The organism is Bartonella sp. P0282, from assembly GCF_048452985.1.
GTDB lineage: Bacteria > Pseudomonadota > Alphaproteobacteria > Rhizobiales > Rhizobiaceae > Bartonella > Bartonella choladocola.
The window spans coordinates 1,136,556-1,157,402 of the sequence record NZ_WTFO01000001.1 but is presented as its reverse complement, the minus strand read 5'-3'; the positions used below and the strand labels follow the sequence as shown (position 1 = coordinate 1,157,402).

The 20,847-nt window shown below is 45.8% G+C and carries 21 protein-coding genes; 9 read left to right on the top strand and 12 right to left on the bottom strand.

The annotated features are described in order from the left end of the window. Positions 1-60: 60 nt before the first annotated feature. The 5 genes from GQS64_RS05115 to GQS64_RS05095 form a co-directional block, all read right to left on the bottom strand. Positions 61-531 carry a cytochrome c-type biogenesis protein gene (locus GQS64_RS05115; RefSeq protein ID WP_198230812.1) on the bottom strand — a complete coding sequence of 157 codons (471 nt, stop codon included), beginning with the start codon at positions 529-531 and terminating at the stop codon, positions 61-63. Further along, a complete protein-coding gene (locus GQS64_RS05110; RefSeq protein WP_198230811.1) occupies positions 531-2,513 on the bottom strand; it encodes a heme lyase CcmF/NrfE family subunit in 1,983 nt (660 codons plus the stop codon). Before GQS64_RS05110 ends, GQS64_RS05115 begins: the two co-directional genes overlap by 1 nt. Continuing rightward, positions 2,503-2,997, bottom strand: coding sequence for a cytochrome c maturation protein CcmE (gene ccmE / locus GQS64_RS05105; RefSeq protein WP_075914797.1), 495 nt, complete (start codon positions 2,995-2,997; stop codon positions 2,503-2,505). Before ccmE ends, GQS64_RS05110 begins: the two co-directional genes overlap by 11 nt. Before the next feature lie 33 nt (positions 2,998-3,030). Beyond that, a complete protein-coding gene (ccmI, locus tag GQS64_RS05100) occupies positions 3,031-4,203 on the bottom strand; it encodes a c-type cytochrome biogenesis protein CcmI (protein ID WP_198230810.1) in 1,173 nt (390 codons plus the stop codon). A gap of 99 nt (positions 4,204-4,302) precedes the next feature. Continuing rightward, positions 4,303-4,710 carry an RT0821/Lpp0805 family surface protein gene (locus tag GQS64_RS05095; RefSeq protein WP_077991534.1) on the bottom strand — a complete coding sequence of 136 codons (408 nt, stop codon included), beginning with the start codon at positions 4,708-4,710 and terminating at the stop codon, positions 4,303-4,305. A 240-nt stretch (positions 4,711-4,950) separates the two neighbouring features. Here GQS64_RS05095 and GQS64_RS05090 point away from each other — a divergent pair, with 240 nt between their 5' ends. Next, complete coding sequence (locus GQS64_RS05090; protein WP_198230809.1) at positions 4,951-6,318, top strand: NtaA/DmoA family FMN-dependent monooxygenase; 1,368 nt, start codon at positions 4,951-4,953, stop codon at positions 6,316-6,318. Positions 6,319-6,574: 256 nt separating this feature from the next. Here the strand turns inward: GQS64_RS05090 and GQS64_RS05085 are convergent, their stop codons facing one another. Genes GQS64_RS05085 through GQS64_RS05075 form a run of 3 tightly spaced genes read right to left on the bottom strand, consistent with a single transcriptional unit; the run spans position 6,575 to position 8,962 of the window. After that, complete coding sequence (locus GQS64_RS05085) at positions 6,575-8,029, bottom strand: ATP-binding protein (protein WP_077991532.1); 1,455 nt, start codon at positions 8,027-8,029, stop codon at positions 6,575-6,577. 14 nt (positions 8,030-8,043) lie between these two features. Next, positions 8,044-8,709, bottom strand: a complete 666-nt coding sequence (locus GQS64_RS05080; RefSeq protein WP_198230808.1) for a response regulator transcription factor — start codon at positions 8,707-8,709, stop codon at positions 8,044-8,046. A gap of 22 nt (positions 8,710-8,731) precedes the next feature. Beyond that, positions 8,732-8,962, bottom strand: coding sequence for a hypothetical protein (locus GQS64_RS05075; protein WP_077991524.1), 231 nt, complete (start codon positions 8,960-8,962; stop codon positions 8,732-8,734). Positions 8,963-9,294: 332 nt separating this feature from the next. Between GQS64_RS05075 and GQS64_RS05070 the strand changes: the two genes are divergently transcribed. The 3 genes from GQS64_RS05070 to GQS64_RS05060 are packed head-to-tail and all read left to right on the top strand — an operon-like array spanning position 9,295 to position 12,615. Continuing rightward, positions 9,295-11,460 (top strand): transglycosylase domain-containing protein, encoded by a 2,166-nt coding sequence (locus tag GQS64_RS05070; RefSeq protein WP_198230807.1) that lies wholly within the window; start codon positions 9,295-9,297, stop codon positions 11,458-11,460. Between the two features lie 32 nt (positions 11,461-11,492). After that, complete coding sequence (locus GQS64_RS05065; RefSeq protein ID WP_077991515.1) at positions 11,493-12,089, top strand: DUF1214 domain-containing protein; 597 nt, start codon at positions 11,493-11,495, stop codon at positions 12,087-12,089. Further along, on the top strand, positions 12,082-12,615 hold the full coding sequence (locus GQS64_RS05060) for a hypothetical protein (RefSeq protein ID WP_077991514.1): 534 nt from the start codon (positions 12,082-12,084) through the stop codon (positions 12,613-12,615). The genes GQS64_RS05065 and GQS64_RS05060 overlap by 8 nt, the downstream gene beginning before the upstream one ends. Positions 12,616-12,620: 5 nt before the next feature. Here the strand turns inward: GQS64_RS05060 and GQS64_RS05055 are convergent, their stop codons facing one another. The 3 genes from GQS64_RS05055 to GQS64_RS05045 all read right to left on the bottom strand — a co-directional run bounded on the left by GQS64_RS05055 (position 12,621) and on the right by GQS64_RS05045 (position 15,311). Next, complete coding sequence (locus GQS64_RS05055; RefSeq protein ID WP_077991512.1) at positions 12,621-12,968, bottom strand: DUF1491 family protein; 348 nt, start codon at positions 12,966-12,968, stop codon at positions 12,621-12,623. 206 nt (positions 12,969-13,174) lie between these two features. Beyond that, positions 13,175-14,008 (bottom strand): peptidoglycan-binding protein, encoded by an 834-nt coding sequence (locus tag GQS64_RS05050; protein WP_246798491.1) that lies wholly within the window; start codon positions 14,006-14,008, stop codon positions 13,175-13,177. Between the two features lie 88 nt (positions 14,009-14,096). Next, entirely contained in the window at positions 14,097-15,311 is a 1,215-nt protein-coding gene (locus tag GQS64_RS05045; RefSeq protein WP_198230806.1) for a sensor histidine kinase, read from the bottom strand. Between the two features lie 354 nt (positions 15,312-15,665). Between GQS64_RS05045 and GQS64_RS05040 the strand changes: the two genes are divergently transcribed. After that, positions 15,666-16,049: a DUF5330 domain-containing protein gene (locus tag GQS64_RS05040; protein ID WP_246798490.1), complete on the top strand. Its 384-nt coding sequence runs from the start codon at positions 15,666-15,668 to the stop codon at positions 16,047-16,049. A gap of 127 nt (positions 16,050-16,176) precedes the next feature. Then, positions 16,177-16,602: a SufE family protein gene (locus tag GQS64_RS05035; protein WP_077991507.1), complete on the top strand. Its 426-nt coding sequence runs from the start codon at positions 16,177-16,179 to the stop codon at positions 16,600-16,602. A gap of 161 nt (positions 16,603-16,763) precedes the next feature. Here the strand turns inward: GQS64_RS05035 and GQS64_RS05030 are convergent, their stop codons facing one another. Continuing rightward, positions 16,764-17,201, bottom strand: a complete 438-nt coding sequence (locus tag GQS64_RS05030) for a MucR family transcriptional regulator (RefSeq protein WP_077991505.1) — start codon at positions 17,199-17,201, stop codon at positions 16,764-16,766. 406 nt (positions 17,202-17,607) lie between these two features. Between GQS64_RS05030 and msrB the strand changes: the two genes are divergently transcribed. The 3 genes from msrB to GQS64_RS05015 all read left to right on the top strand — a co-directional run bounded on the left by msrB (position 17,608) and on the right by GQS64_RS05015 (position 20,845). Then, entirely contained in the window at positions 17,608-18,027 is a 420-nt protein-coding gene (gene msrB, locus GQS64_RS05025) for a peptide-methionine (R)-S-oxide reductase MsrB (protein WP_198230805.1), read from the top strand. Between the two features lie 32 nt (positions 18,028-18,059). Continuing rightward, a complete protein-coding gene (locus GQS64_RS05020) occupies positions 18,060-20,147 on the top strand; it encodes a S9 family peptidase (RefSeq protein WP_198230804.1) in 2,088 nt (695 codons plus the stop codon). 386 nt (positions 20,148-20,533) lie between these two features. Then, the gene (locus tag GQS64_RS05015; protein WP_198230901.1) at positions 20,534-20,845 is read left to right on the top strand and encodes a hypothetical protein; all 312 of its coding nucleotides are present in this window, start codon (positions 20,534-20,536) and stop codon (positions 20,843-20,845) included. The last annotated feature ends 2 nt before the right edge of the window (positions 20,846-20,847 follow it).

Below are 20,847 nucleotides of genomic sequence, written 5' to 3'. Positions count from 1 at the left end.
GCAGGAAGAGCGTGCGGTTTTTGCCGCATATCCCACATTCCTTCGACTGCGCTATAATAATTAGCGGTTTTTTGACTTCAAAATCCGGTCAAGCTGGCGTTTTTCTGCCTCGCTTAAAGGCATCAACTTATTGTGTTTATGACGCCTTACACGCCAAATAATCGATGAACCGGCAATCACGATAATCAAAAGCGGAGCCAGCCATAAAAGTAACGTTTCACCATTCAACCGCGGTTTTAACAAGACAAATTCGCCATAACGAGCCACCAGATAGTCGACAACCTGACTATCTGTATCACCGTTTTTCAATCGTTCGCGCACCAAAAGACGCAAATCACGTGCAAGTGGCGCATTGGAATCGTCAATCGATTCATTTTGGCAGACAAGACAACGCAAATGCGAAGAAATGTCGCGCGCGCGCTGTTCAAGTGCCTGATCCTGCAACACTTCGTCGGGCAATACTGCCAATGCGGCACTGTTCATAAAACATATGAAAGCAAAAGCAGCCAATAGTCGTGGAAAAAACCGCATCAAGCCCCCTTTTCCGGTCGTTTGCTACGCGTATTGGCGCGTTTGGGGGCGCCCACACGCAACCGCCGGTCGGTCAGCGAAAAGACTCCGCCTATCATCATGAACACTGCGCCAAGCCAGATACAGACAACCTCCGGCTTCCACCAGATATGAACCACCAATCCGTTGTTATTAACGTCTCCCGGCGCGATGTAAAGTTGCGATAATCCGTAATTTTTTATGCCCGACTCGGTTGTCGGCATGTTCTGCGAGGGATAGAAGCGTTTGGCCGCTGTGACGTTCCCCATATCCTTACCCGCCTCTGACACAGAAAAGCGGAATTGGGTTTCCGAATAATTCGAGCCATTCACATTTCGTGCCCCTTCGAGCAAAACATGTTTACCGGCTATATTGGCACTTTGCCCTGCCTCGATCCTCAATATGTTTTCTTGTCCGAATGTGGCCACTGCAACGATGCCGAAGAGCGTAATACCCAAACCGATATGAGCTAGGGCTGTGCCGTAATTCGATCTCGGCAATTTGCCGAGGCGCCTTAGCCTTACGAAAAATCCTGTGCTTTTTGTCCCGCTTTTGAACCAGAGATCATAGAGGCCGCCAAAAAAAACAAAGGCTGCAAGCCCGATTCCCAACGAGGCGAGAATGGATCTTAAAGACGTTTGATAAAAAACGATCAATGTTGCGATAATTGCCAGTACAAAAGCACCGGAAAGCCGTTCGGCAACGGCAAGCATATCGCCTCTTTTCCATGCCATAAGGGGGCCGAACGGAATCATCAACAATAGCGGCACCATGAGGGGCCCGAAGGTCAAGTTGAAAAATGGTGCGCCAACCGAGATTTTTTGCCCTGTCAATGTTTCGAGAAGCAGCGGGTAGAGTGTGCCGATGAGCACCGTTGCTGTCGCCGTTGTCAAAAACAGATTGTTAAAAACCAATAATCCCTCGCGCGAAATCGGGCGAAACAAACCACCTGTTTTGAGCGACGAAGCACGCAAAGCAAAAAGAACCAATGCCGCGCCGATAAAGAAAAACAGAATTGCCAATATGGCGCGTCCACGAGCCGGATCGACGGCAAAACTGTGCACCGACGTAAGAATACCGGAGCGGACAAGAAAAGTGCCCATGAGTGATAACGAGAACGTTAAAATGGCGAGAAACAGCGTCCAGATTTTCAAGGCGCCACGCTTTTCCAGAACGATTGCAGAATGAAGAAGCGCGGTACCGGCAAGCCACGGCATCAACGAAGCGTTTTCCACCGGATCCCAAAACCAATAGCCGCCCCACCCCATTTCGTAATAGGCCCAATAAGAGCCGACCATGATACCACCGGTCAAAAACACCCACGACACCAATGTCCATGGCCTCACCCAACGCGCCCAGGCTGCATCAACACGCCCGTCAATCAAGGCTGCAATTGCAAACGAAAAACACACTGAAAAGCCGACATAGCCGAGATAGAGAAGCGGCGGATGGATAGCAAGACCGATGTCCTGCAAAATGGGGTTAAGATCACGCCCCTGAAGAGCGGGTGGATTGACCCTTATGAACGGATTTGAAGTGAAAAGAATGAAAAGCAAAAATGCCGTGGTGATCGAGGCCTGTGTCGATAAAATCAGTGCTTTCAACCGCTCCGGCAGGTTACCGCCAAAAAGTGCAATAAGAGAAGAAAAGAATGTGATAATGAAAACCCAAAGCAGCATCGAGCCTTCGTGGTTTCCCCACACACCGGTTATTTTATAAAGAAGCGGCTTTTCGGAATGTGAATTTTGCACGACATTCAGAACTGAAAAATCCGAAACAACATATGCGTGGATCAATGTGGCAAATGCGATAAGCACAAGCACAAAGACAAGATGCGCAATGGGGGACGCTGCATCAACCAACCGTCGATCGGAACGATAAACGCCAACAACCGGAATGATGGTTCCAAATATCGCTACTGCAAGTGCCGCACAGAGTGCAAGAGAACCGATCTCAACGCTCATGTTTTTGATAGGCCTCCCACAACCCCTGGGCTTTGAGCCTATCCACAATATCTTTCGGCACATAGGTTTCGTCATGTTTTGCCAAAACACGATCGGCAACGAAAACGCCATCCGGTACAAAATGGCCTTCCGCAATGATGCCCTGACCTTCGCGGAAAAGATCGGGCAGAACACCATCGAACTTCACCGTTTCCTTGTTGGAAAAATCGGTAATTGCAAAAGTTATTCTGGTTCCGTTTTCTTTATTAACCGAACCTTTTTCAACAAAACCACCAAGCCGCAAAGGCCTGCCGGATGAAATATCTTCACCGGTTATTTCAGAAGGCATACGAAAAAAACTTGCAGTGCCACGCATGGCGTAGAGAACAAGCGCCGCTGCAACTGCCAGTACGACGAGGCCGCCCAAAATCATCATCAGGCGTTTTGTCTTACGACGCCGCAATCCTTTCTGGATTGTCAAACGTACGGCTGTTTCATTGCTCATAATCCTGTTTTCCTGACTTTCACATTACGATTTTCACTCGGCGACAAGCCCTTGCGCTTTCGCATAAGTTTCAAGCTCTGCCGCTTTATCTTTCGTAAGTTTCGATATTCCCTCTTTTAACGCATTCACTGCCTTTCCGGTTTCTTTTAAAACGAGCCATGAATGGATCAATTGTTTCCAACCTTCAAGATTGTCGGGGTTCTTTTCAAGTTTTTGTGCCAGTTGTTCCACCATTGCATGAATATTATCACTGCTATCATTATCATTCGCAACCGGCTGGTTTGCAGTACCGGAAGATGTTTCGCTGCTACCGGAAATCGCCCCGTTTTTAGCCCCGTTTGCGCGAGAGGCAGCGTCAATTTTTGCTTTTTCCAGCTCTTTAATCATCATTTCAACGCGCTGGCGCCCGACGCTGTCTTTCACCGGTCTGGAAAGATAATCTTTAAGCCCTGTTATTGCTTCATCAATTTTCCCCGCCTGACGGAGAGATTCAGCAATGAAGAGGCGCGGATAAAAGTCATCGGGAGCAAGCTTTGCCGCCTTTTCAAAACTTTTCTCTGCATCTTCACTGACCGTTCCGCCATTATAGCCGACAAGAGCCATTCCGTACCCGACCAGACGGGGGGCAGCATCTCCGTTCAATCGCAAGGCACTCACATAAGTATTGACAGCATCCTGAAAACGTCCTGCAACCAGATAACCGGTTGCAAGTTCATCTGCCAGTTTTCCATTATCGGGATCGCGCGCAAAAAGCGCTTCTGTACGAACAAGCTTTTCTTCTGCTGTCAGTTTTGAGGGATCTTTCATCATAAGATCGTTGAAGGGATGGCTTTGAAGTCCCGGTGAACCCAAAAAGCCATAAATCCCGATGGTAACAAGCGGCACGCATAAAACAGCAATGGTAATGACAATTTTCAATCCACGACTTCGACGATTGATAAAGCCGGTGTCCTTCTTCTGTTTTCCGGCGGCCAATATGTTGCGCGAAAGTTCAAGCCTCGCCTCGTCCGCGCTTTCCTTGTCAATCAGACCACGCTGCAAATCTGCTGCAATTTCGGATAGCTGGTTTTTATAGATCTCGATGTCGGAAGCGGGCGAATCCACAACCGTTCGCTCCTGCCCTTTTTCCATCGGGCGGCTAACGGCATAGAGCACAACTAACGTGACGATAGCTGTGAAAATCAATACAAAAACCCAGTATGTCATAATGAATTCAATATAGAAACGCTTGGCAAAAAACTAGAACCCACGCCGTTATCTCGCACCAAATTGATTGAATATATCGGACAGGATCGCTGAAATGTGTCAAATGAGCGGCGACCATGTACCGTTTGCGTTACGACATGCACTACCATGAACCGTTTGTGGAACGCCATTAATAACGAAAGAATGGCTATATTGGCGGCAATTTTGTGAACCGACCTGATAAGGTTGCCCCGGTGTCACACTTCCCGATGTTCCATCCTTGGAAGATGTCCAGCCAACCGCTTTGCCTGCATCAGTATATTCGAGTGCTTTATATTCGGCTTCCAGAGCCTGCTTGCGGTCTTCCTTGGAGAGCGACTGTATCGAGGAGCCTAGCAACCCGTTACCCATGGTTTGCAAAATAACTTTCGTATCAGCAAGATTGGTTACACGTCCGGTGGCGCGATCATGGCTACAGGCCGATAAAATTCCAAAAGAAACCAACAGAACGAGACTGCGTATTTTCATGCTGACACCAACAAATTCCGTCACCACTTTCTGTTATTTCTCATATCGGGTTAAAAGCGGGATTACAAAACTTTTTTTCGTCACAAAATGACCTATAATTTGAAAAAACAATTAAAAAACAGGAACATATTTACACTCACAGAATGTTTTATGGAAAATTGGAAACAAAATAACGTATAACGCGTATCAAACGAAACAAATTTTCCATCCCATATGTAATGTTTAAGAGGATTAAGATCAATGCGGCGGATGTATTTGAACGCCATGGTGTTCGGTTTGGGAAGCCATATGGCCTCCTGGCGTTTACCGGACGTTGATCCACTGGCAATTACACGCCTGTCCTATTGGACCGACATAGCCAAACGTGCTGAAAAAGGACAATTCGATTCGCTCTTTCTCGGAGACATTCTGGCGCTTCAACACGAAGTGCAATATAGCGTAAGCGGTGCACTTGATACCGTTGTGGTTTTATCGGCATTAGCTGCTATTACCGACAAAATAGGACTTATCGGTACAGCCTCTACAACTTTTGACCATCCTTATCATATCGCGCGGCGTTTTGCTTCGCTCGATCATATTTCAAATGGCCGTGTCGGTTGGAATGTCGTGACATCGACCACATTATCGGAAGCCAAAAATTTCGGGCGCGATGTTATTGCTCCCTCTCAGGAACGCTATGCCCGTGCCGAAGATGTTTTGAATGCCGTTATGGCACTTTGGGAAAGCTGGCAACCGGGCGCACGCATTGCGAATAAAAAAACCGGGCTTTATCTTAATCCCTCGGCTGTTCGTGGTGCCAATTATACAGGCTCATACACCCGTTCTATCGGCCCTCTTTCGGTTCCGCGCTCGCCGCAGGTAAAGCCGATATTGGCACAAGGTGGTGCATCCGATATAGGCCGTTCATTTGCTGCCCGTTATGCCGATTTGGCTTTTACAGCTCAGCCCAATTTGAACGGTGCACAGCAATTTTATAAAGACATTAAACAACGTGCCAAAGAATTCGGACGGAATAATGAAGATGTACTGGTGTTTCCCGGCATTGTTCCTGTCATTGGCAAAACGCACAAAGAAGCTGAAGCGAAATTCAATTATCTGAATAGTTTTGCAATTCCGCAATCGGGTATTCAGCGTCTTTCCTATATCTTCGATAGGGATTTGTCGGAATATTCGCTTGATAAGCCTTTGCCGGAAACTTTATTGAAAATGGCAGATGACCCGAAGACACCAAGCCGTACGCGTATTATCCTTGGTGACGCGCGCCTGCGCAAGCTGACGCTAAAACAAATGATCGGGCGTTTTATGTGCGCGCGCGGCCATCTTCTTCTTGTTGGCACTGCCGAAGAAGTTGCTGACACTATGCAATATTGGTTTGAAAACGGGGCCGCCGACGGATTTAATGTGCTGTTTCCTTCTCTCCCCAACGATATTGATATTTTTGCTGAAAGTGTCATTCCGCTTCTTGAAAGCAGAGGCTTGCACACAAAACCCGAAGAAGGTGAATTGTTGCGTCAGCGCTATCAATTGCCGTTTCACGAGAACGAAACTTCCCATCCGGTTGCGCCGAGACATTCTATTGCCATGGAAGCTTCAAATACCCATCATTGATCCGGTAAAACTTCCGCTTAGACCGACTCTCCCGTCAAACCGGCAATGAACGTTATGTGCTACCGCATGTAACGTTATGCGTTACCGCATGTGCGTGTAACGTTATGCGCTACCGCTTGTATTTGATGCCGATAATTTGCTTGCACTGTCTCCCACAGTTTTTCAACGGGCGTCTATGAAAGTCACCGATCTTGGAATTTGCGCAAGTTTATTATGAGGAAAAAAGCCGGATATATGTTCGTCTTGATAAGTGGGTTTACGACTTGGCATAAGGTAGTGTCAGGGTTACGCGGAGGCCACCGAGTCCGGAATTGGCCAATTCGACATTTCCGCCATATTCGCCTACGAGTTCGGCAACAATCGAAAGACCAAGACCCGTTCCCGGTTTGCTTTCATCGAGTCTTTTTCCCCGCTTGAAAACATCTTCTCGGTGGTCTTCCGGAAGGCCGGAACCGTCATCTTCTACCGAGATAAAAAACATGGGATGAACACGATCGGCATCGACACGTCTTTCATCCATTGTTTCGCACCGCAACACCACCTGTTTTTTAGCCCATTTACAGGCGTTTTCGAGAAGATTGCCAACCATTTCCTCAATATCTTCTTTTTCTCCTATAAAGATAATATCCGGCTCGTTCATATAAAAAGAGATTTGTTTTGAAAAATTGAGTTTTCCCATCACTCTTACGAGTCGTTCCAATAATGGTCTAAGTGGCGTGCGATAGATGACACTGTCACGTTGGGCAGCGATACGGGCGCGTTGTAAATAACGGTCTATCTGGGCACGCATAATATCCGTCTGTTCTTTCAGAAGTTTGACATTCATTTCATGACGATCAGAACTATTGGTGGAGCTTTGATCGATTTCATTGGCAATGACAGATAAGGGCGTTTTCAACGAATGGGCAAGATTACCGACCTGAACACGAAAGCGTTCAACGATACGCTGGTTATTATCAATCAAAGCGTTCATTTCGCCAACAAGCGGCATCACTTCAAGTGGCAAATCAGTGTCAAGATGATTGGCTTTGCCTGCCCGAATATCTGCCAGTGAATGTCTTATCCGTTTGAGCGGTCGCAAACTGATATAGATGATAACAAGGTTAATCAGTATGCTTGCAACGCCGAATAACGACAGATAGAGAAGCAATGTCTTTTTGAATTTTTCAAGTTCTGCACGCGTTTCATCAATATTGCCCATGATACGAAAACGTGCGACACGATTTTTGTTGTCAAGAATGACATCGCTTTCGACAACACGTAAATGCTGTCCTTCAGGACCAATTATTCGATATGAACGAAAAAATTTCTGGTCGAAAGGGTCTGTCTTCTCGCTTGGCGAGGCGACTTTCTTTGTCCCCAGAGAAGAGGATGTCAACCTGCCTTTGAGATTGCCCGATAGTGCCACCACTTCCCAATACCAGCCGGATGAAGGATCGGAATATCGTATATCCCCCAGTTCCGGATTTCCTTGCAACTTGCCATCGGAGGAAACATTAACCGATGATATGAGACTGTAGAGATGGGCTGTTAAAATGCGTTCCAGATAATCATTGTTCGATTGGCGATAGAACATGAGGCTGACAACCGAAATGAAGGCCAGCGCCGCAATGATCCACAAAGTCAAAAATATATTAACCCGAAGACCCAGTGATTTACTGATCGTCTTGAAAAAATGTTTCCACTTTGTTTCGCCTTTTACCGTTTCCATGGGCAAAACATTTTCTATTCTTCCGGTGCTTTCAGGCGGTAACCCATACCACGTATTGTTTCTATAACATCGACACCCAATTTTTTGCGCAGCCGTCCTATGAACACTTCGATTGTATTGGAATCCCGATCAAAGTCCTGATCGTAGAGATGCTCTGTCAAATTGGTGCGCGATACAATTTCACCCTGATGATGCATAAGGAAAGATAGAAGAGCAAATTCGAGCGAGGTCAACTTGATCTGCACACCATTGACAGTGACGCGCGATGTTTTTGTATCAAGCGTTATCGGCCCGCAAACAAGCTCGCTTGACGCATGTCCGGATGCGCGTCTTATCAGCGCGCGCAACCGTGCGAGGACTTCTTCCATGTGAAAGGGTTTCACGACATAATCGTCAGCGCCGGCATCAATACCGGCAACCTTGTCCGACCAGCGGTCTCTTGCGGTTAAAATCAATACCGGCATTGAACGGGAATTTTCCCTCCAGCGCTCGACAATGCTGATACCGTCCATTTTTGGCAAGCCGAGATCAAGCACAACAGCATCGTAAGATTCGGTGTCGCCGAGAAAATAGCCCTCTTCCCCGTCATATGCGCGATCGACAACATATCGGGCGTTGTTGAGCGCCTCGACCAATTGGCGGTTCAAATCCCGATCGTCCTCTACCACGAGAATTCTCATCGACTATCTTTCTGACGAGATTCTAATTGGCAGGTACGGCAACTTCTACACGTCTCGGCTTTTCGCCATCACGGGCGGGAATGAGAACAATGACAACACAGGTATTGCCATTTTGTGTATCAAGTGTGGCGCGAGCCAATGTTCCCCCCTGCTCGCTTGCTACACGTTTTCCCACTTCGGTGCAATCGGCTGCATGAGCGGCAGTCGTTCCAGCAAGACATGTCAATATTAAAAAAAACAGATATTTTTTCATGGTAACGTACTCATACCCTATTTTGTCTGAATACAAAATGAACAAACGCGTTATTTATTGCCTGATCGTTTGGACTTCCCATAATTTTCGGAAAACCCGATATATGAAATTATTACATGGTTCCTAATATTAGGAAAAACCACGATTTTTCAATGGTAATGCAACCTTTTCCGGCCTGTTTTTCAAGGAAACGGTTTCGGTTCCCCGACCTTTCACCCAATATTAATCCTAAAGAGAGAAAAAACTCTTTTGTTCCTTCGCTTCGATAAGCTAAAATGCAGAAGATTTTTCGTTTTGCCATAAAGCGGTCATCAATTACACGGATTGCTTCCATGTTCGGTTTTAGAAAAAATAACAATAAAAGTGACAGGAAGCGCTTCCGTAGCCCGCGTTTCATCGGAATCGATTCGTGGATTGATTCCGGCCTTTATAGATTAAAGAGCGCAATTGTTGTTTTTTGGGAAAATGCGACGATTATATCGCGCCGTTTCCGTGTGCGCGGCTGGAAAAGGTTCATTGTCGAAATCGTCGATGAAGGACTAACCCTTGGCCTCATCGGTTTTGCTATTTTTACATTCATTGGCGTGTCGGTCTTCTCGCTAACAAAAAAAGACTGGCATTCTCCGGAAGATTTTGCAGTCAATTTCCTTGATCGGCATGGCAATTACATCGGCAGCCGTGGTGCTCTTCATGGTGAGCCCGTGCCGATAGAAGAAATGCCCGATTTTGTTATCAAAGCCGTCCTTGCAACCGAAGATCGCAGGTTTTTTGAACATTGGGGCATAGATTTCTATGGCCTGTCGCGCGCTTTCAGCCAGAATTTGCGCGCTCATGGCGTTGTGCAAGGTGGCTCTACGCTGACCCAACAATTGGCAAAGAATCTGTTTTTGAGCAATGAGCGGACATTGGAACGCAAGATCAAGGAAGCCTATCTTGCAATATGGCTTGAAGCGAACCTCTCGAAAAAAGAGATCCTGCAACTTTATCTCGACCGCGCTTATATGGGCGGTGGCGCATTCGGAATTGCTGCCGCATCACGGTTCTATTTTGGCAAAGATATACGCGATGTTTCACTTGCCGAAGCAGCCATGCTCGCCGGACTTTTCAAAGCCCCCGGAAAATATGCCCCGCATGTCAACCTGCCGGCGGCGCGGGCGCGTGCCAATGTTGTGCTGTCGAACCTTGTTGATGACGGTTTGATGACCGAAGGACAGGTGATCGGTGCACGGCGCCATCCTGCCAGCGTTGTTACAGAGCTTGATAATAACGAGCCGAATTATTTCCTTGATTGGGCTTTCGATGAAGTCAGAAAACTCGGTAACAAATTACCGAACCATAATGTTGTCGTCCGCTCGACCCTCGATCAGGGAATACAGAAAGCTGCCGAAGAATCCATCGAATATTATCTCCAGCAATATGGTGCCCAGTATAAAGCCACTCAAGCGGCTGCTGTGATACTTGATAATGATGGTTCGGTACGCGCAATCGTAGGCGGACGGGACTATCAACAAAGCCAGTTCAACCGCGCGACGCAAGGTGGCAGACAGCCCGGATCATCTTTCAAACCTTATGTCTATGCTGTTGCAATGGAACGCGGTCTTACACCGAAAACAATTATTTCGGATGCGCCGATCAACTGGGGCGGGTGGTCACCGCATAACAATTCAGGTCGCTATAGCGGTAATGTCGACATTGCAACGGCTCTCGCCTTTTCAATCAATACAGTACCGGTTCGCATCACCTATCAATATCTAAACCGTGATACCCAGCCCATTCGTGACCTCATTAAAAATATGGGCATTGATGCCAATATTTTTTCCCATAAAACCATGGTTCTTGGTACGTCGAACATGACTCCGCTCGATCAGGCAACCGGTTTTAATGTTTTCGCCAATGGCGGCATGGCGGGTAACCGCCACGGCTTTACCCAGATTATGACTTCCGATGGTAAAATTATTTGGGACTGGTCACGGGATGGCGAAAAACCGCATCGGGTGATGAGTGCACAATCTGCCGCCTATATGAACCAGATGATGGTGGGGGTAACCACGCGTGGTTCCGGCAAACGCGCCCAATTACCTATGACGCTTGTTGCCGGAAAAACCGGAACGTCGCAAGCCTATCGTGATGCATGGTTTGTCGGTTTTACCGGAAATTATACCGGCGCAGTCTGGATGGGAAATGACGATTTTTCTTCTATGAACCGCGCCTTCGGCGGTGTCGTTCCTGCAATGATGTGGAACCGCATCATGCTTTACGCCCATCAGAATACGACAATCAAACCGCTTTTCGGTGTCGAAAACTCGATTTTATCGAATGTAAAACAATCCAAGGATGACAATTCCAACGACAATATCGCTCCTGACCTGCCGCAGGTTCTTTCGCCCGCCTCCTCCAAGGTTATCCAGTCACTTATTGATGACCTGGAAAAGGCACCTCTGCTCACTCCGGCAAGTTCTGCACATGTCGTTTCTTCTTCGACAAGCCAGATACGCTAGAATAGACAAGTCAGGAACAGAGAAAACGGGTTATGTTTTATCGTATATTTCTCATTATATCGAGCCTTCTTATTGCTATTGGTGGCGGTGCATTGAGTGTCAATTATGTACTTGATACATTCGACGGCTTCGGTCGTTTGAAAATAGGGCAATGGGAAGCTTATCCGCAGGCAGGAACCGAAGAAGCGGATGCTTATGCGCGTGCCCGTGCAGCAAAACGCGGCGATATTTCTTTGGGCAGAACTGAAGGACTGGTTTTCCGGCTCTGGCGGGATAATCATAACCATCCTTTAAAGGGGCATTGCACTTATCGCCTGAAAGGTTATTTGCCGGAAACCCGATTGTTCACTCTTTACGCGGCAGATCACGAACTGCGTGCGCAATGGATCGAGGATCAATTACCTACCGAATTATCAAGTGCCAATGTCGTATGGGATCAGGACGGCAAACTGAATGTTCTGGTTTCGCCGCAAGCTCAGGCGGGTAACTGGCTGGCCACGCGGGGGCGAAACGAATATGGCCTGATCCTGACACTTTATGACACCCCGATTGTCACCTCGACTGCATTGCAGAAATTGAATATGCCGACTGTCGAAGTTGTTCCCGCAGGAGAGCGTGATTGTGACTAAACTTGTTTATGCTCTGATAGCCGGAATCGTTGGTGCTGTGATTGTCCACATCTGCGTTGTACTGCTCGTTCCCCAATTCAATGAACTCAACACATGGAAGCGTTTGATTGCGGACGATAACAAATATAAGTTCGCAGCACTTGCCCCGAATAATCCGATTGTAGAGTCGGGTGATCCTTTGTTCCATTTGAAAGCGTGCCGGTTCGACCTCGATGACGGGCCTGTCCACATCAAAGCCGAAGGCTCGGCTCCATTCTGGTCAATGTCTGTTTATGATCGGAATGGAACAAATTTTTATAGTTTGAACAACCACACTATGCCAAACGGAAAACTCGATCTCGTCATTGGAAATCCGGGACAAATTATGGAACTGAAGCAATCAACCCCCGATAGTGTTGAAAATTCCGTACTGGTAGGCGAAAATTTGTCGGAAGGTTTCGTTATTTTACGCAGTCTAAAATCCAAAATGGCAAGTGACAGTGACAACTTCCTCAATCACACCCATTGCGACTTACTCGATTATTAAAAGTTTCAGGCTTTCACAATATTGAAAGGCAATTGCTGCGGGTTATAATTTTCAAATTCGACCAACCACAAATCGGCATCGAATTGGAGTTCTTTTTCGAGCTTCTCGACTGCAACCGCTTCTTTCACACCGGCCAGAATTTTTATGAAACAACGTTCGTCGCGATCACTCTCGTCCGTGTAAAAGCTCTGTGGTGCCGGTCCATAAAGGTCGACATCTCCGCTCGAAAGGCGATCCAGAATAAAGATTGTACCCGCTTCGTTGGAACCACGGCGAGTGAGATAGGCAAAGCCACCCTCCGCCCGAACCCGGCGCATTAAAGCTGCAGTCCAGAAATCCGATGTCAAACGCATATCACGCTCCAAAAACCGTATAAAACGATAATGCACAATCTATATTTATGATGATTAATAAAAACAGGTATTTTCAAAGATTTTTATGAATTTTCTTTATAAAATAAAATATTCAATCCACTGTCGATTGATATTCAGAATTGATTTGAATTTAAATAGAATAACGGAAGCATTGTTAAGATTTTTATGACCACTTATGTATTCGTCTATCCGATAAGACCAATATCCTTCATTTTATCGATAACTTCCTGATTTATCTTTCCGGTTACTGTCAGGCTAAACATTTTTTGAAAATTCTTCAACGCTTCGGCTGTATTTTCATCTTCTGTGCCCGTCACGACAACATGGTCATCTCCAAATGCACGTAAACCCGCCTGAACGCGCATAATATCGGCCGTATCCGCCTTGAAACCTCCCTGGTTTTCCAATCTTTGCGAAGGTGCAGCTTTCGAGATTTCTTGTGGTGCAGCGCTCATCACTCGCATTTCATTAGCATTGGTTGCGATTTTGTTAGCCGGTTGCTGGTTGGCAGGAGCCGGTTTCTCATTGGTAAGAGATTGCGTCGTCACCTTATCGACATTGCCGGCTGTTGCCAATGAACCGCTGATAAGTGAAGCTATATCGTCCTGCTGCTTTAGAGTTCCGCTCTGACCGCCAGCCTGTGCGGTTTTCTGCTGCCACAGTGTAATAGCGTTTCTTGTTTTTGGCCCGTCAAGGCCGTCGATAGGGCCATCATAAAGCCCCATTGCGGCCAGTTTTTTCTGCGCTTCCAACAAATTGTCAGGTAGCGTTTTATCAACTGCAACACTCGGCTGTGTTGTGGCTTGCGGTTGAGTTGACGCCGATTGCGCTGCCGGAGGGGTATTATTCAAAGGTTGATCGGCTTTTACCGGCGTATTCCGGCTCGCTGTTGCGGCTGTCTGGGCAGCAAGTGGACGTGTCTGGATAAAAACCGCATGATGACTTGTACTTTGATAGAACAATGCATTGAATGTAACGAACCCGAATCCCACCAAAAACAGAAAAAAACCACATGCCATTAGCGGATTCTTTCGGGCATGACGATATGTCCACCCGGCAAACAAACCCAGCAAATGTCCTATTCCGGCAAGAATTGCAAAAAGCAAACTACGCTGTTTTCCGGACTTGGTTCTTGGTGTTTTCCGTTGTCTTACCATTGTTCCTAAGTTTTGTTTCTGGAGTTAAAAAATATCCGTTATCGCCCGCTTCTTCTCTTCTGACCGGATTGATCGGCGAATCGTGCAACGTGCCGACCGGCTTTGTGTGAACGAGAGGCAGAAGCAATGTTACCCGTGTGCCTTTTCCCTTCTCGCTTTCAAACGAAATTTTTCCATTTGCCCGTTTGACGAGGTCGAAGACCATTGCCAGTCCCAAGCCCACCCCCTCGATGTTACAGGCAACCACATCGGATGCGCGCAAAAATGGCAAACCCAAACGTGCAATATGGTGCTCGTCCATGCCTATGCCGTCATCTTCGATTGTGATGGCGCAGAAGTCGTCGTCCTGCACGCCAATACCAATATCGATATGTCCGTTGTCTCTGCTATATTTGATGGCATTGGAAATAAGGTTAAAGCATATCTGACGGAATGATAATGTATCGAGATAGCAGGCAACCGGCGTTTCAAGGCCTTTGAAGGTAATTTTCCTGTGCCCTTGGAGAGGCAATGTCAATTCGAGCGTTTCATTGATAAGATCGGGAACAAGACAAAGATCATCCGGAATAGCCGCATCTGCTTGTTGCTGGTGGACTTGCAACGTTTTGTTGACGATTTGCAAAAGGTGATTGCCTGCCTTTTTTATCATCGCGATATATTCATATCGTTTGTCGTTCTTTATATTCTGGTGATCGACATAATCAAGCAGATCCGCAAACCCCAATATTGCATTCAAAGGTGTGCGCATTTCATGAGCAGCACGAGCAAAAGGCGAAACTGCACTCATATTGATATTGACGTTTTCGTTGCGATTTGTTTCGACGGAAAGCTGAATGGCTTTATCGTCTGCCGAAATACAATAAATGATAACCGGCATGAATTTTCTGCGATCAGGTCCGTTCAAGCGGATGGAAATTGGAGAAGTAATACGGTTTTCGCGCACATCTGCCAGAAATGACAAAAGAATAATGCGATCATTTATATGGACGTGATCGGGTAAAGAATCACGTTCACTTAAATAGCCTAAAAAGCTCTCCGGCATGGCACTTTGAAGCACAATGCCTTGACTGTTCACCGTTAGAGTTGCGTTCAATGTTTCCATTGTTCCGATTAAAACCTTGTCGCTTTCAGCCCCATGCACGCTATTTCCATGCTTCGGGGCCATTCAAAACAACTTTTTTGCTTGTCTTCTGCCAATCTGGCGTCAATTTTTTAATGAAAAGATAATAAACAGCATCTCGAAGATGCATCTCCCATCTCTCTTCGGCTATGGTTAACAAGTTCATCGGGAAATAGCCAAAAACCCTGTGGGATCATGAAAAAAACCGATTTTCGTCAATCTTTCGTCAATCATAAAACGCTACACTTGGCATTATCCTCCTCATTTGTAACTGCGTTGTGTCGGGGCGTTATGATACGGTTTTTTATAAAATCATTCTGCTTTCTAACTCTTTTTCTGGTTATCATTTCTTTTCTCGGTACATCGGGAAAGAACAATGGATCACAGCCGGATCAATATATGAATACAGTCGAAGCGTTGTTGGCAGTCAAAGACACGGTCAACGACCTTGGCAATTTTTGCGAACGCAATTCCGATACTTGCGAGACCGGCAAAACATTTCTAGGCTCGCTCGGAGAACGTGCACGTGATGGAGCGCGCATTGCCTATGAATATCTCGACAGAACATTCGGATCCGACAAAGTCGAGAATAAAGTTGAAAACAAACTGCCACCGGAAAATATCAATACCGGTTCCATCACTCCTGATAACACTCATGAGGAGCACGGCAAATCCGACAAAAAAAACGCGACTTTGAAATCGGATTCGGCGATGAAGCAAGTTCAAAAACCGGTAACTCCATCTAAAGAGACAAAATCACATCCGGTCGAAAAAGGCGAATAAACAAAACGCGTGCCACGACACACGAAAAAGTGCCTTCGGTTAAAAATTTACTTTTTTACAAAGACGGAGTAAATGGTTCGACTATAACCATTGTACAATCGAACCTACGAAAATTTTGCAATAAATCATGACCGATACAATAGACGATATTCTGGAAAGTTTTGCCCTGCTTGATGATTGGGAAGACCGCTATCGTTATGTTATTGAACTCGGACGTGAACTCCCGCCCTATCCTGAAGAAGCCCGTGATGATGTTCACAAGGTGCCAGGCTGTGTCAGCCAGGTCTGGCTGTTAACTAAAAGAGGTGAAGGCGACGACCCGGTCATGACCTTTCAGGGCGATTCAGATGCCCACATTGTACGCGGTCTCGTCTATATCTTGACAACTTACTATTCAGGCAAACGGGCATCGGAAATTCTTGATGCCGATATTGAAAAAGTTTTAAAAACCTTGGGACTTGACGAAAATTTGACCCCGCAACGCTCCAATGGTTTACGTTCTATGGTTGAACGCATTCGCCTTGAGGCCTCGAACACACTCCACAAACAATAGTGGGAATAGTCCACAAACGATCATTAAAACCGTTTGATCGATCATTAAAACCGTTCGATCAAGCCTTGAAAGTTATTTTTTTACCCCCCAAACTTCAATCGATTTAAAAAACGGGCACATATTAAATGCGCCCGTTAATAAAATCCGACCTGAAATTTGAATTATTTTGATTTTCTTTTTCCAGGTTTACGTCCCAATCCCATCTGTTTGGCAAGAGAAGAACGGGCTTCTGCATAATTCGGTGCAACCATTGGATAATTCGGATCCAAGTCCCATTTCTCGCGATATTGTTCAGGGGTCAGTTCATAATGCGTCATCAAATGGCGCTTAAGCGACTTGAACTTCTTGCCGTCTTCCAAGCAGACAATATAGTCAGGGAAAACAGAACGTTTCGGGTTAACTGCGGGCTTCTGTTTTTCAACTTCGGCCTCTGTAGCTGTTTCTCCACCAGCTTTAACAAATGCAGTGTGAACGTCCGCGATCAAACTGGGCAACTCACCTGGTCTGATCGAGTTATTGCCAACATAAGCAGCTACAACATCAGCAACCAGTGTAATAATGAAATCGCTTTCATTCTCGCCGACGGCTTGTTCATCCATCTTCTTATCCTTTTTTTACTTCATTTTTGTTTTGGCTTGCTTGAACCAAGCAAGCAAATGTTGTCTTCATATAGCTATGTAAATAACCTTGTCAATTACAAACATCAAACAACTCTATAAAACAAAGGTTCCAATTTTTTTTCAAGTTATTTTTTAGTTTTTTTATTAAACTTCTGTAAGTTTGTTATGCGAATTATATATAAATTATGGCAAAGTGTCCCATTTTTACATAATGAATGCGAATCCACATCGAAAATTCTAGTATAGATTGATATTCATATACACAGATATCATATAAAAGGGAAAGATTGCTATTTTTTTCAGCTTCTAGCAGCTATTGTTTCCGCTGTCAAAGAGATTGACTGATTAGCCGGCAAATTTAATATATTTGTGCGAGGATAAATTCATGAGTGATAAACATCAATTCAAGATTACAAAAACCGATGAAGAATGGCGCAAGCAACTAACGCCGAAACAATATGATATTACACGTAAGCAAGGCACAGAAAGAGCATTTTCGGGACCTGAATTCGATACATCGAAGCCCGGAACGTTTTATTGCGTTTGCTGCGGTAAACCGCTCTACAGGTCTGAAACCAAATATGAATCCGGTAGTGGCTGGCCAAGTTTTTTCCGTCCGATAGCCCCCGATGCTGTTGTCTTTCAGGAAGATTATTCCCATGGCATGGAGCGCACAGAAGTCTTGTGTGCCGATTGCGGATCGCATCTTGGCCATGTTTTTCCTGATGGTCCCGAACCCACAGGATTGCGTTATTGCATGAATGGCTATGCTCTGACATACCAGCAGGATAAAACAACAAAGTAATTCGACGCCAACACCGCCATTTAGGATGAAGAATGACCGAATCAGTAATTTTGCCACCCGAAACAAAAAAAATTGACCATAGCGAAGAGCATCATGGCATAATCCGCCATGATTATTATCACTGGTTGAGAGCCAAAAACTGGCAAGAGGTCTTCAAACAGCCCGAATTGCTTGATCCGGCGATACGCCAACACCTTGATAAGGAAAATGCTTATCAAAAAGCGCAAATGGCTGATACGACAAAGCTGCAACAACAGCTTTTTTCGGAAATGAAAGGGCGTATCAAAGAAGACGACAGTTCGGTACCGGTGAAAGATGGTTCTTATGCTTACGGTGTCTCGTTTGTGACAGGTGGTGAACAACCCCGTTACTTCCGGACACCTCGCAATGGCGGAGAGGCCACAATATATCTCGATGGCGATGTACTGGCAAAAGGTAAAGACTATTTTCGTCTTGGAACTGTCCAACATTCTCCCGACCACAGTAAATGTGTCTGGTGCTATGATGACAAGGGTTCGGAATTCTATACAATAAAGCTACGTGACATGGCTTTGCTGTCTGACCGCAGTGAAACAATTGAAAATACATCGGGCGATGTTGTTTGGGATGCGAATTCGGAAGGTTTTTTCTATACGAGTGTCGATGAAAATCACCGCCCGTCAAAACTTTATTATCACAAACTCGGAACCGGACAACAAGATGACCTGTTGATCTTTGAAGAAAAAGATCCGGGATTTTTCTTAGGCGTTGGCGGTTCGTCCTTGAATGATGTCATCTATATTGACATCCACGACCATGAAACTTCGGAAGTCTGGCTTATTCCTGCAAACAAGCCGACGATGAAGCCCGAATGCGTCAGAAAACGTCAAAAAGGCGTTGAATATAGCCTGACCGAAGGTGGCGACGTATTTTACATTCTCACCAATATCAACGACGCCAAAGACTTCAAAATAATGTCGGCCCCCTTCGACAAACCGACAGAAGAAAATTGGACAGAGGTTGTTTCCCATCAACCATCGAGACTTATTCTTGCCCATGATGCTTATAAAAATTTTCTTGTCTGGCTTGAACGTCGCGACGGATTACCGAGAATTGAACTCCTTGATCGTCGTAACGGAAAGCAGCATAGCATTGCTTTTGACGAAGAAACCTATTCATTGGGACTTCATGGCGCAGCCGAATATGACAGCGACACAATCCGCTTCACCTATTCGTCGATGACAACGCCGTCCGAACTTTATGATTATGACATGGGCACGAAAAAGCGCGTTATGTTAAAACGGCAGGAAGTGCCGTCAGGACACGACCCCGAAAATTATATTACACGGCGTTTGATGGCCAAGGCTGAAGACGGTGCTGAAATTCCCGTTTCATTGTTTTATCACAAAAATACAAAACTCGACGGTACTGCGCCATGTCTGCTCTATGGTTATGGAGCTTATGGTATTTCTATGCCGGATAGTTTCAATTCCAATGCATTGTCACTTGTCGATCGTGGCTTTGTCTATGCAATTGCACATATCAGGGGTGGAAAAGAAAAAGGCTTTGACTGGTATGAAAAAGGAAAGCACTTGTTCAAGCGCAATACATTTACCGATTTTATCGCTTGCGGGCGTTTTCTGGTTGCCAATCATTTCACCTCGCATGACCGGTTGATTGCTGAAGGCGGTTCAGCCGGTGGCATGTTGATGGGTGCTGTCGCCAATATGGCTCCTCAAGATTACAAGGCTATTGTCGCCATTGTTCCTTTTGTTGACGTATTATCGACCATGCTTGATGCAACGCTTCCCCTTACGCCGCCCGAATGGCCTGAATGGGGAAATCCGATTGCATCGAAGGAAGATTATAAACTCATCGCATCCTATTCACCCTATGATAATGTCAGCGCACAAAATTATCCCGCCATTCTTGCAATGGGTGGTCTTACCGACCCGCGTGTCACCTATTGGGAACCGGCAAAATGGGTAGCAAAATTACGCGAGTTGAACACCGGAAATAATCCCGTTTTACTGAGAATAAATATGGATTCGGGCCATGCAGGTGCTTCAGGACGGTTTTCGCGTCTTGAAGAAAGTGCTTATATCTACGCTTTTATTCTCAAAGTTGCAGGAAAGATTTAAACCTTCTACCATCGTTTTAAAATCATCGGATTAAAAGGCGGCTTAACTGGTCTCTCATATCTCTTGAGATCGGAAGCTGCCTTGCCGCGGGACAATTTTTTCTAAGCTCTTCTTGCCACCAAAACTTCCCCTGAAGTCTCCGTTTGTCTTCACAACTTTTCCTGAAATCTTCGTTGTCTTTTGTAAAAGATGACTGGAGAGGAAAAAATAAGTGCTGGCAACTACCGTCGGAGCATTCATGCTTTAACGGGTTATCCGTTCCGATATATTTTTAAGGCAGAATGAACAATGCACTTGCCTATTGCTCATAAAGCTACCAAATATTTCATATAGCTGTTTTGACAGACAGCTAACCAGTCCGCATTTTATGGAATAGCGACCAAGTGATGAAAACTTCATGCCTATTGCTGTTGTTGTTGATCGGCTTTTTCTTGTCACCGGCATATGCTGCCGGAATTAGGAAAGATGTTGATGAATATGCCGGAAGCCGTTGCAATACGCCGGCAAAGGGAAGCGGCATTGTGGCGGGATATTTCAGCGGCGTTACGGATAATCCGATTATAAGCTCTGACGGTTTCGTTCCTGTCGACCGGTTCAGATGTTTCAAAACGATGGATGAATGCCGTGGCTGGCTTTATACAATGGAGTCACTCTACGGCTCACCACCACCAACGGCCACATTGTGTACACGATATTGATT

What these genes read in the sequence shown, in the direction of transcription:
- GQS64_RS05115 (WP_198230812.1), bottom strand. Translation starts at nt 531, where the DNA reads ATGCGGTTTTTTCCACGACTATTGGCTGCTTTTGCTTTCATATGTTTT.
- GQS64_RS05110 (WP_198230811.1), bottom strand. Translation starts at nt 2,513, where the DNA reads ATGAGCGTTGAGATCGGTTCTCTTGCACTCTGTGCGGCACTTGCAGTA.
- ccmE (WP_075914797.1), bottom strand. Translation starts at nt 2,997, where the DNA reads ATGAGCAATGAAACAGCCGTACGTTTGACAATCCAGAAAGGATTGCGG.
- ccmI (WP_198230810.1), bottom strand. Translation starts at nt 4,203, where the DNA reads ATGACATACTGGGTTTTTGTATTGATTTTCACAGCTATCGTCACGTTA.
- GQS64_RS05095 (WP_077991534.1), bottom strand. Translation starts at nt 4,710, where the DNA reads ATGAAAATACGCAGTCTCGTTCTGTTGGTTTCTTTTGGAATTTTATCG.
- GQS64_RS05090 (WP_198230809.1), top strand. Translation starts at nt 4,951, where the DNA reads ATGCGGCGGATGTATTTGAACGCCATGGTGTTCGGTTTGGGAAGCCAT.
- GQS64_RS05085 (WP_077991532.1), bottom strand. Translation starts at nt 8,029, where the DNA reads ATGGAAACGGTAAAAGGCGAAACAAAGTGGAAACATTTTTTCAAGACG.
- GQS64_RS05080 (WP_198230808.1), bottom strand. Translation starts at nt 8,709, where the DNA reads ATGAGAATTCTCGTGGTAGAGGACGATCGGGATTTGAACCGCCAATTG.
- GQS64_RS05075 (WP_077991524.1), bottom strand. Translation starts at nt 8,962, where the DNA reads ATGAAAAAATATCTGTTTTTTTTAATATTGACATGTCTTGCTGGAACG.
- GQS64_RS05070 (WP_198230807.1), top strand. Translation starts at nt 9,295, where the DNA reads ATGTTCGGTTTTAGAAAAAATAACAATAAAAGTGACAGGAAGCGCTTC.
- GQS64_RS05065 (WP_077991515.1), top strand. Translation starts at nt 11,493, where the DNA reads ATGTTTTATCGTATATTTCTCATTATATCGAGCCTTCTTATTGCTATT.
- GQS64_RS05055 (WP_077991512.1), bottom strand. Translation starts at nt 12,968, where the DNA reads ATGCGTTTGACATCGGATTTCTGGACTGCAGCTTTAATGCGCCGGGTT.
- GQS64_RS05050 (WP_246798491.1), bottom strand. Translation starts at nt 14,008, where the DNA reads ATGGCATGTGGTTTTTTTCTGTTTTTGGTGGGATTCGGGTTCGTTACA.
- GQS64_RS05045 (WP_198230806.1), bottom strand. Translation starts at nt 15,311, where the DNA reads ATGGCCCCGAAGCATGGAAATAGCGTGCATGGGGCTGAAAGCGACAAG.
- GQS64_RS05040 (WP_246798490.1), top strand. Translation starts at nt 15,666, where the DNA reads ATGAATACAGTCGAAGCGTTGTTGGCAGTCAAAGACACGGTCAACGAC.
- GQS64_RS05035 (WP_077991507.1), top strand. Translation starts at nt 16,177, where the DNA reads ATGACCGATACAATAGACGATATTCTGGAAAGTTTTGCCCTGCTTGAT.
- GQS64_RS05030 (WP_077991505.1), bottom strand. Translation starts at nt 17,201, where the DNA reads ATGGATGAACAAGCCGTCGGCGAGAATGAAAGCGATTTCATTATTACA.
- msrB (WP_198230805.1), top strand. Translation starts at nt 17,608, where the DNA reads ATGAGTGATAAACATCAATTCAAGATTACAAAAACCGATGAAGAATGG.
- GQS64_RS05020 (WP_198230804.1), top strand. Translation starts at nt 18,060, where the DNA reads ATGACCGAATCAGTAATTTTGCCACCCGAAACAAAAAAAATTGACCAT.
- GQS64_RS05015 (WP_198230901.1), top strand. Translation starts at nt 20,534, where the DNA reads ATGAAAACTTCATGCCTATTGCTGTTGTTGTTGATCGGCTTTTTCTTG.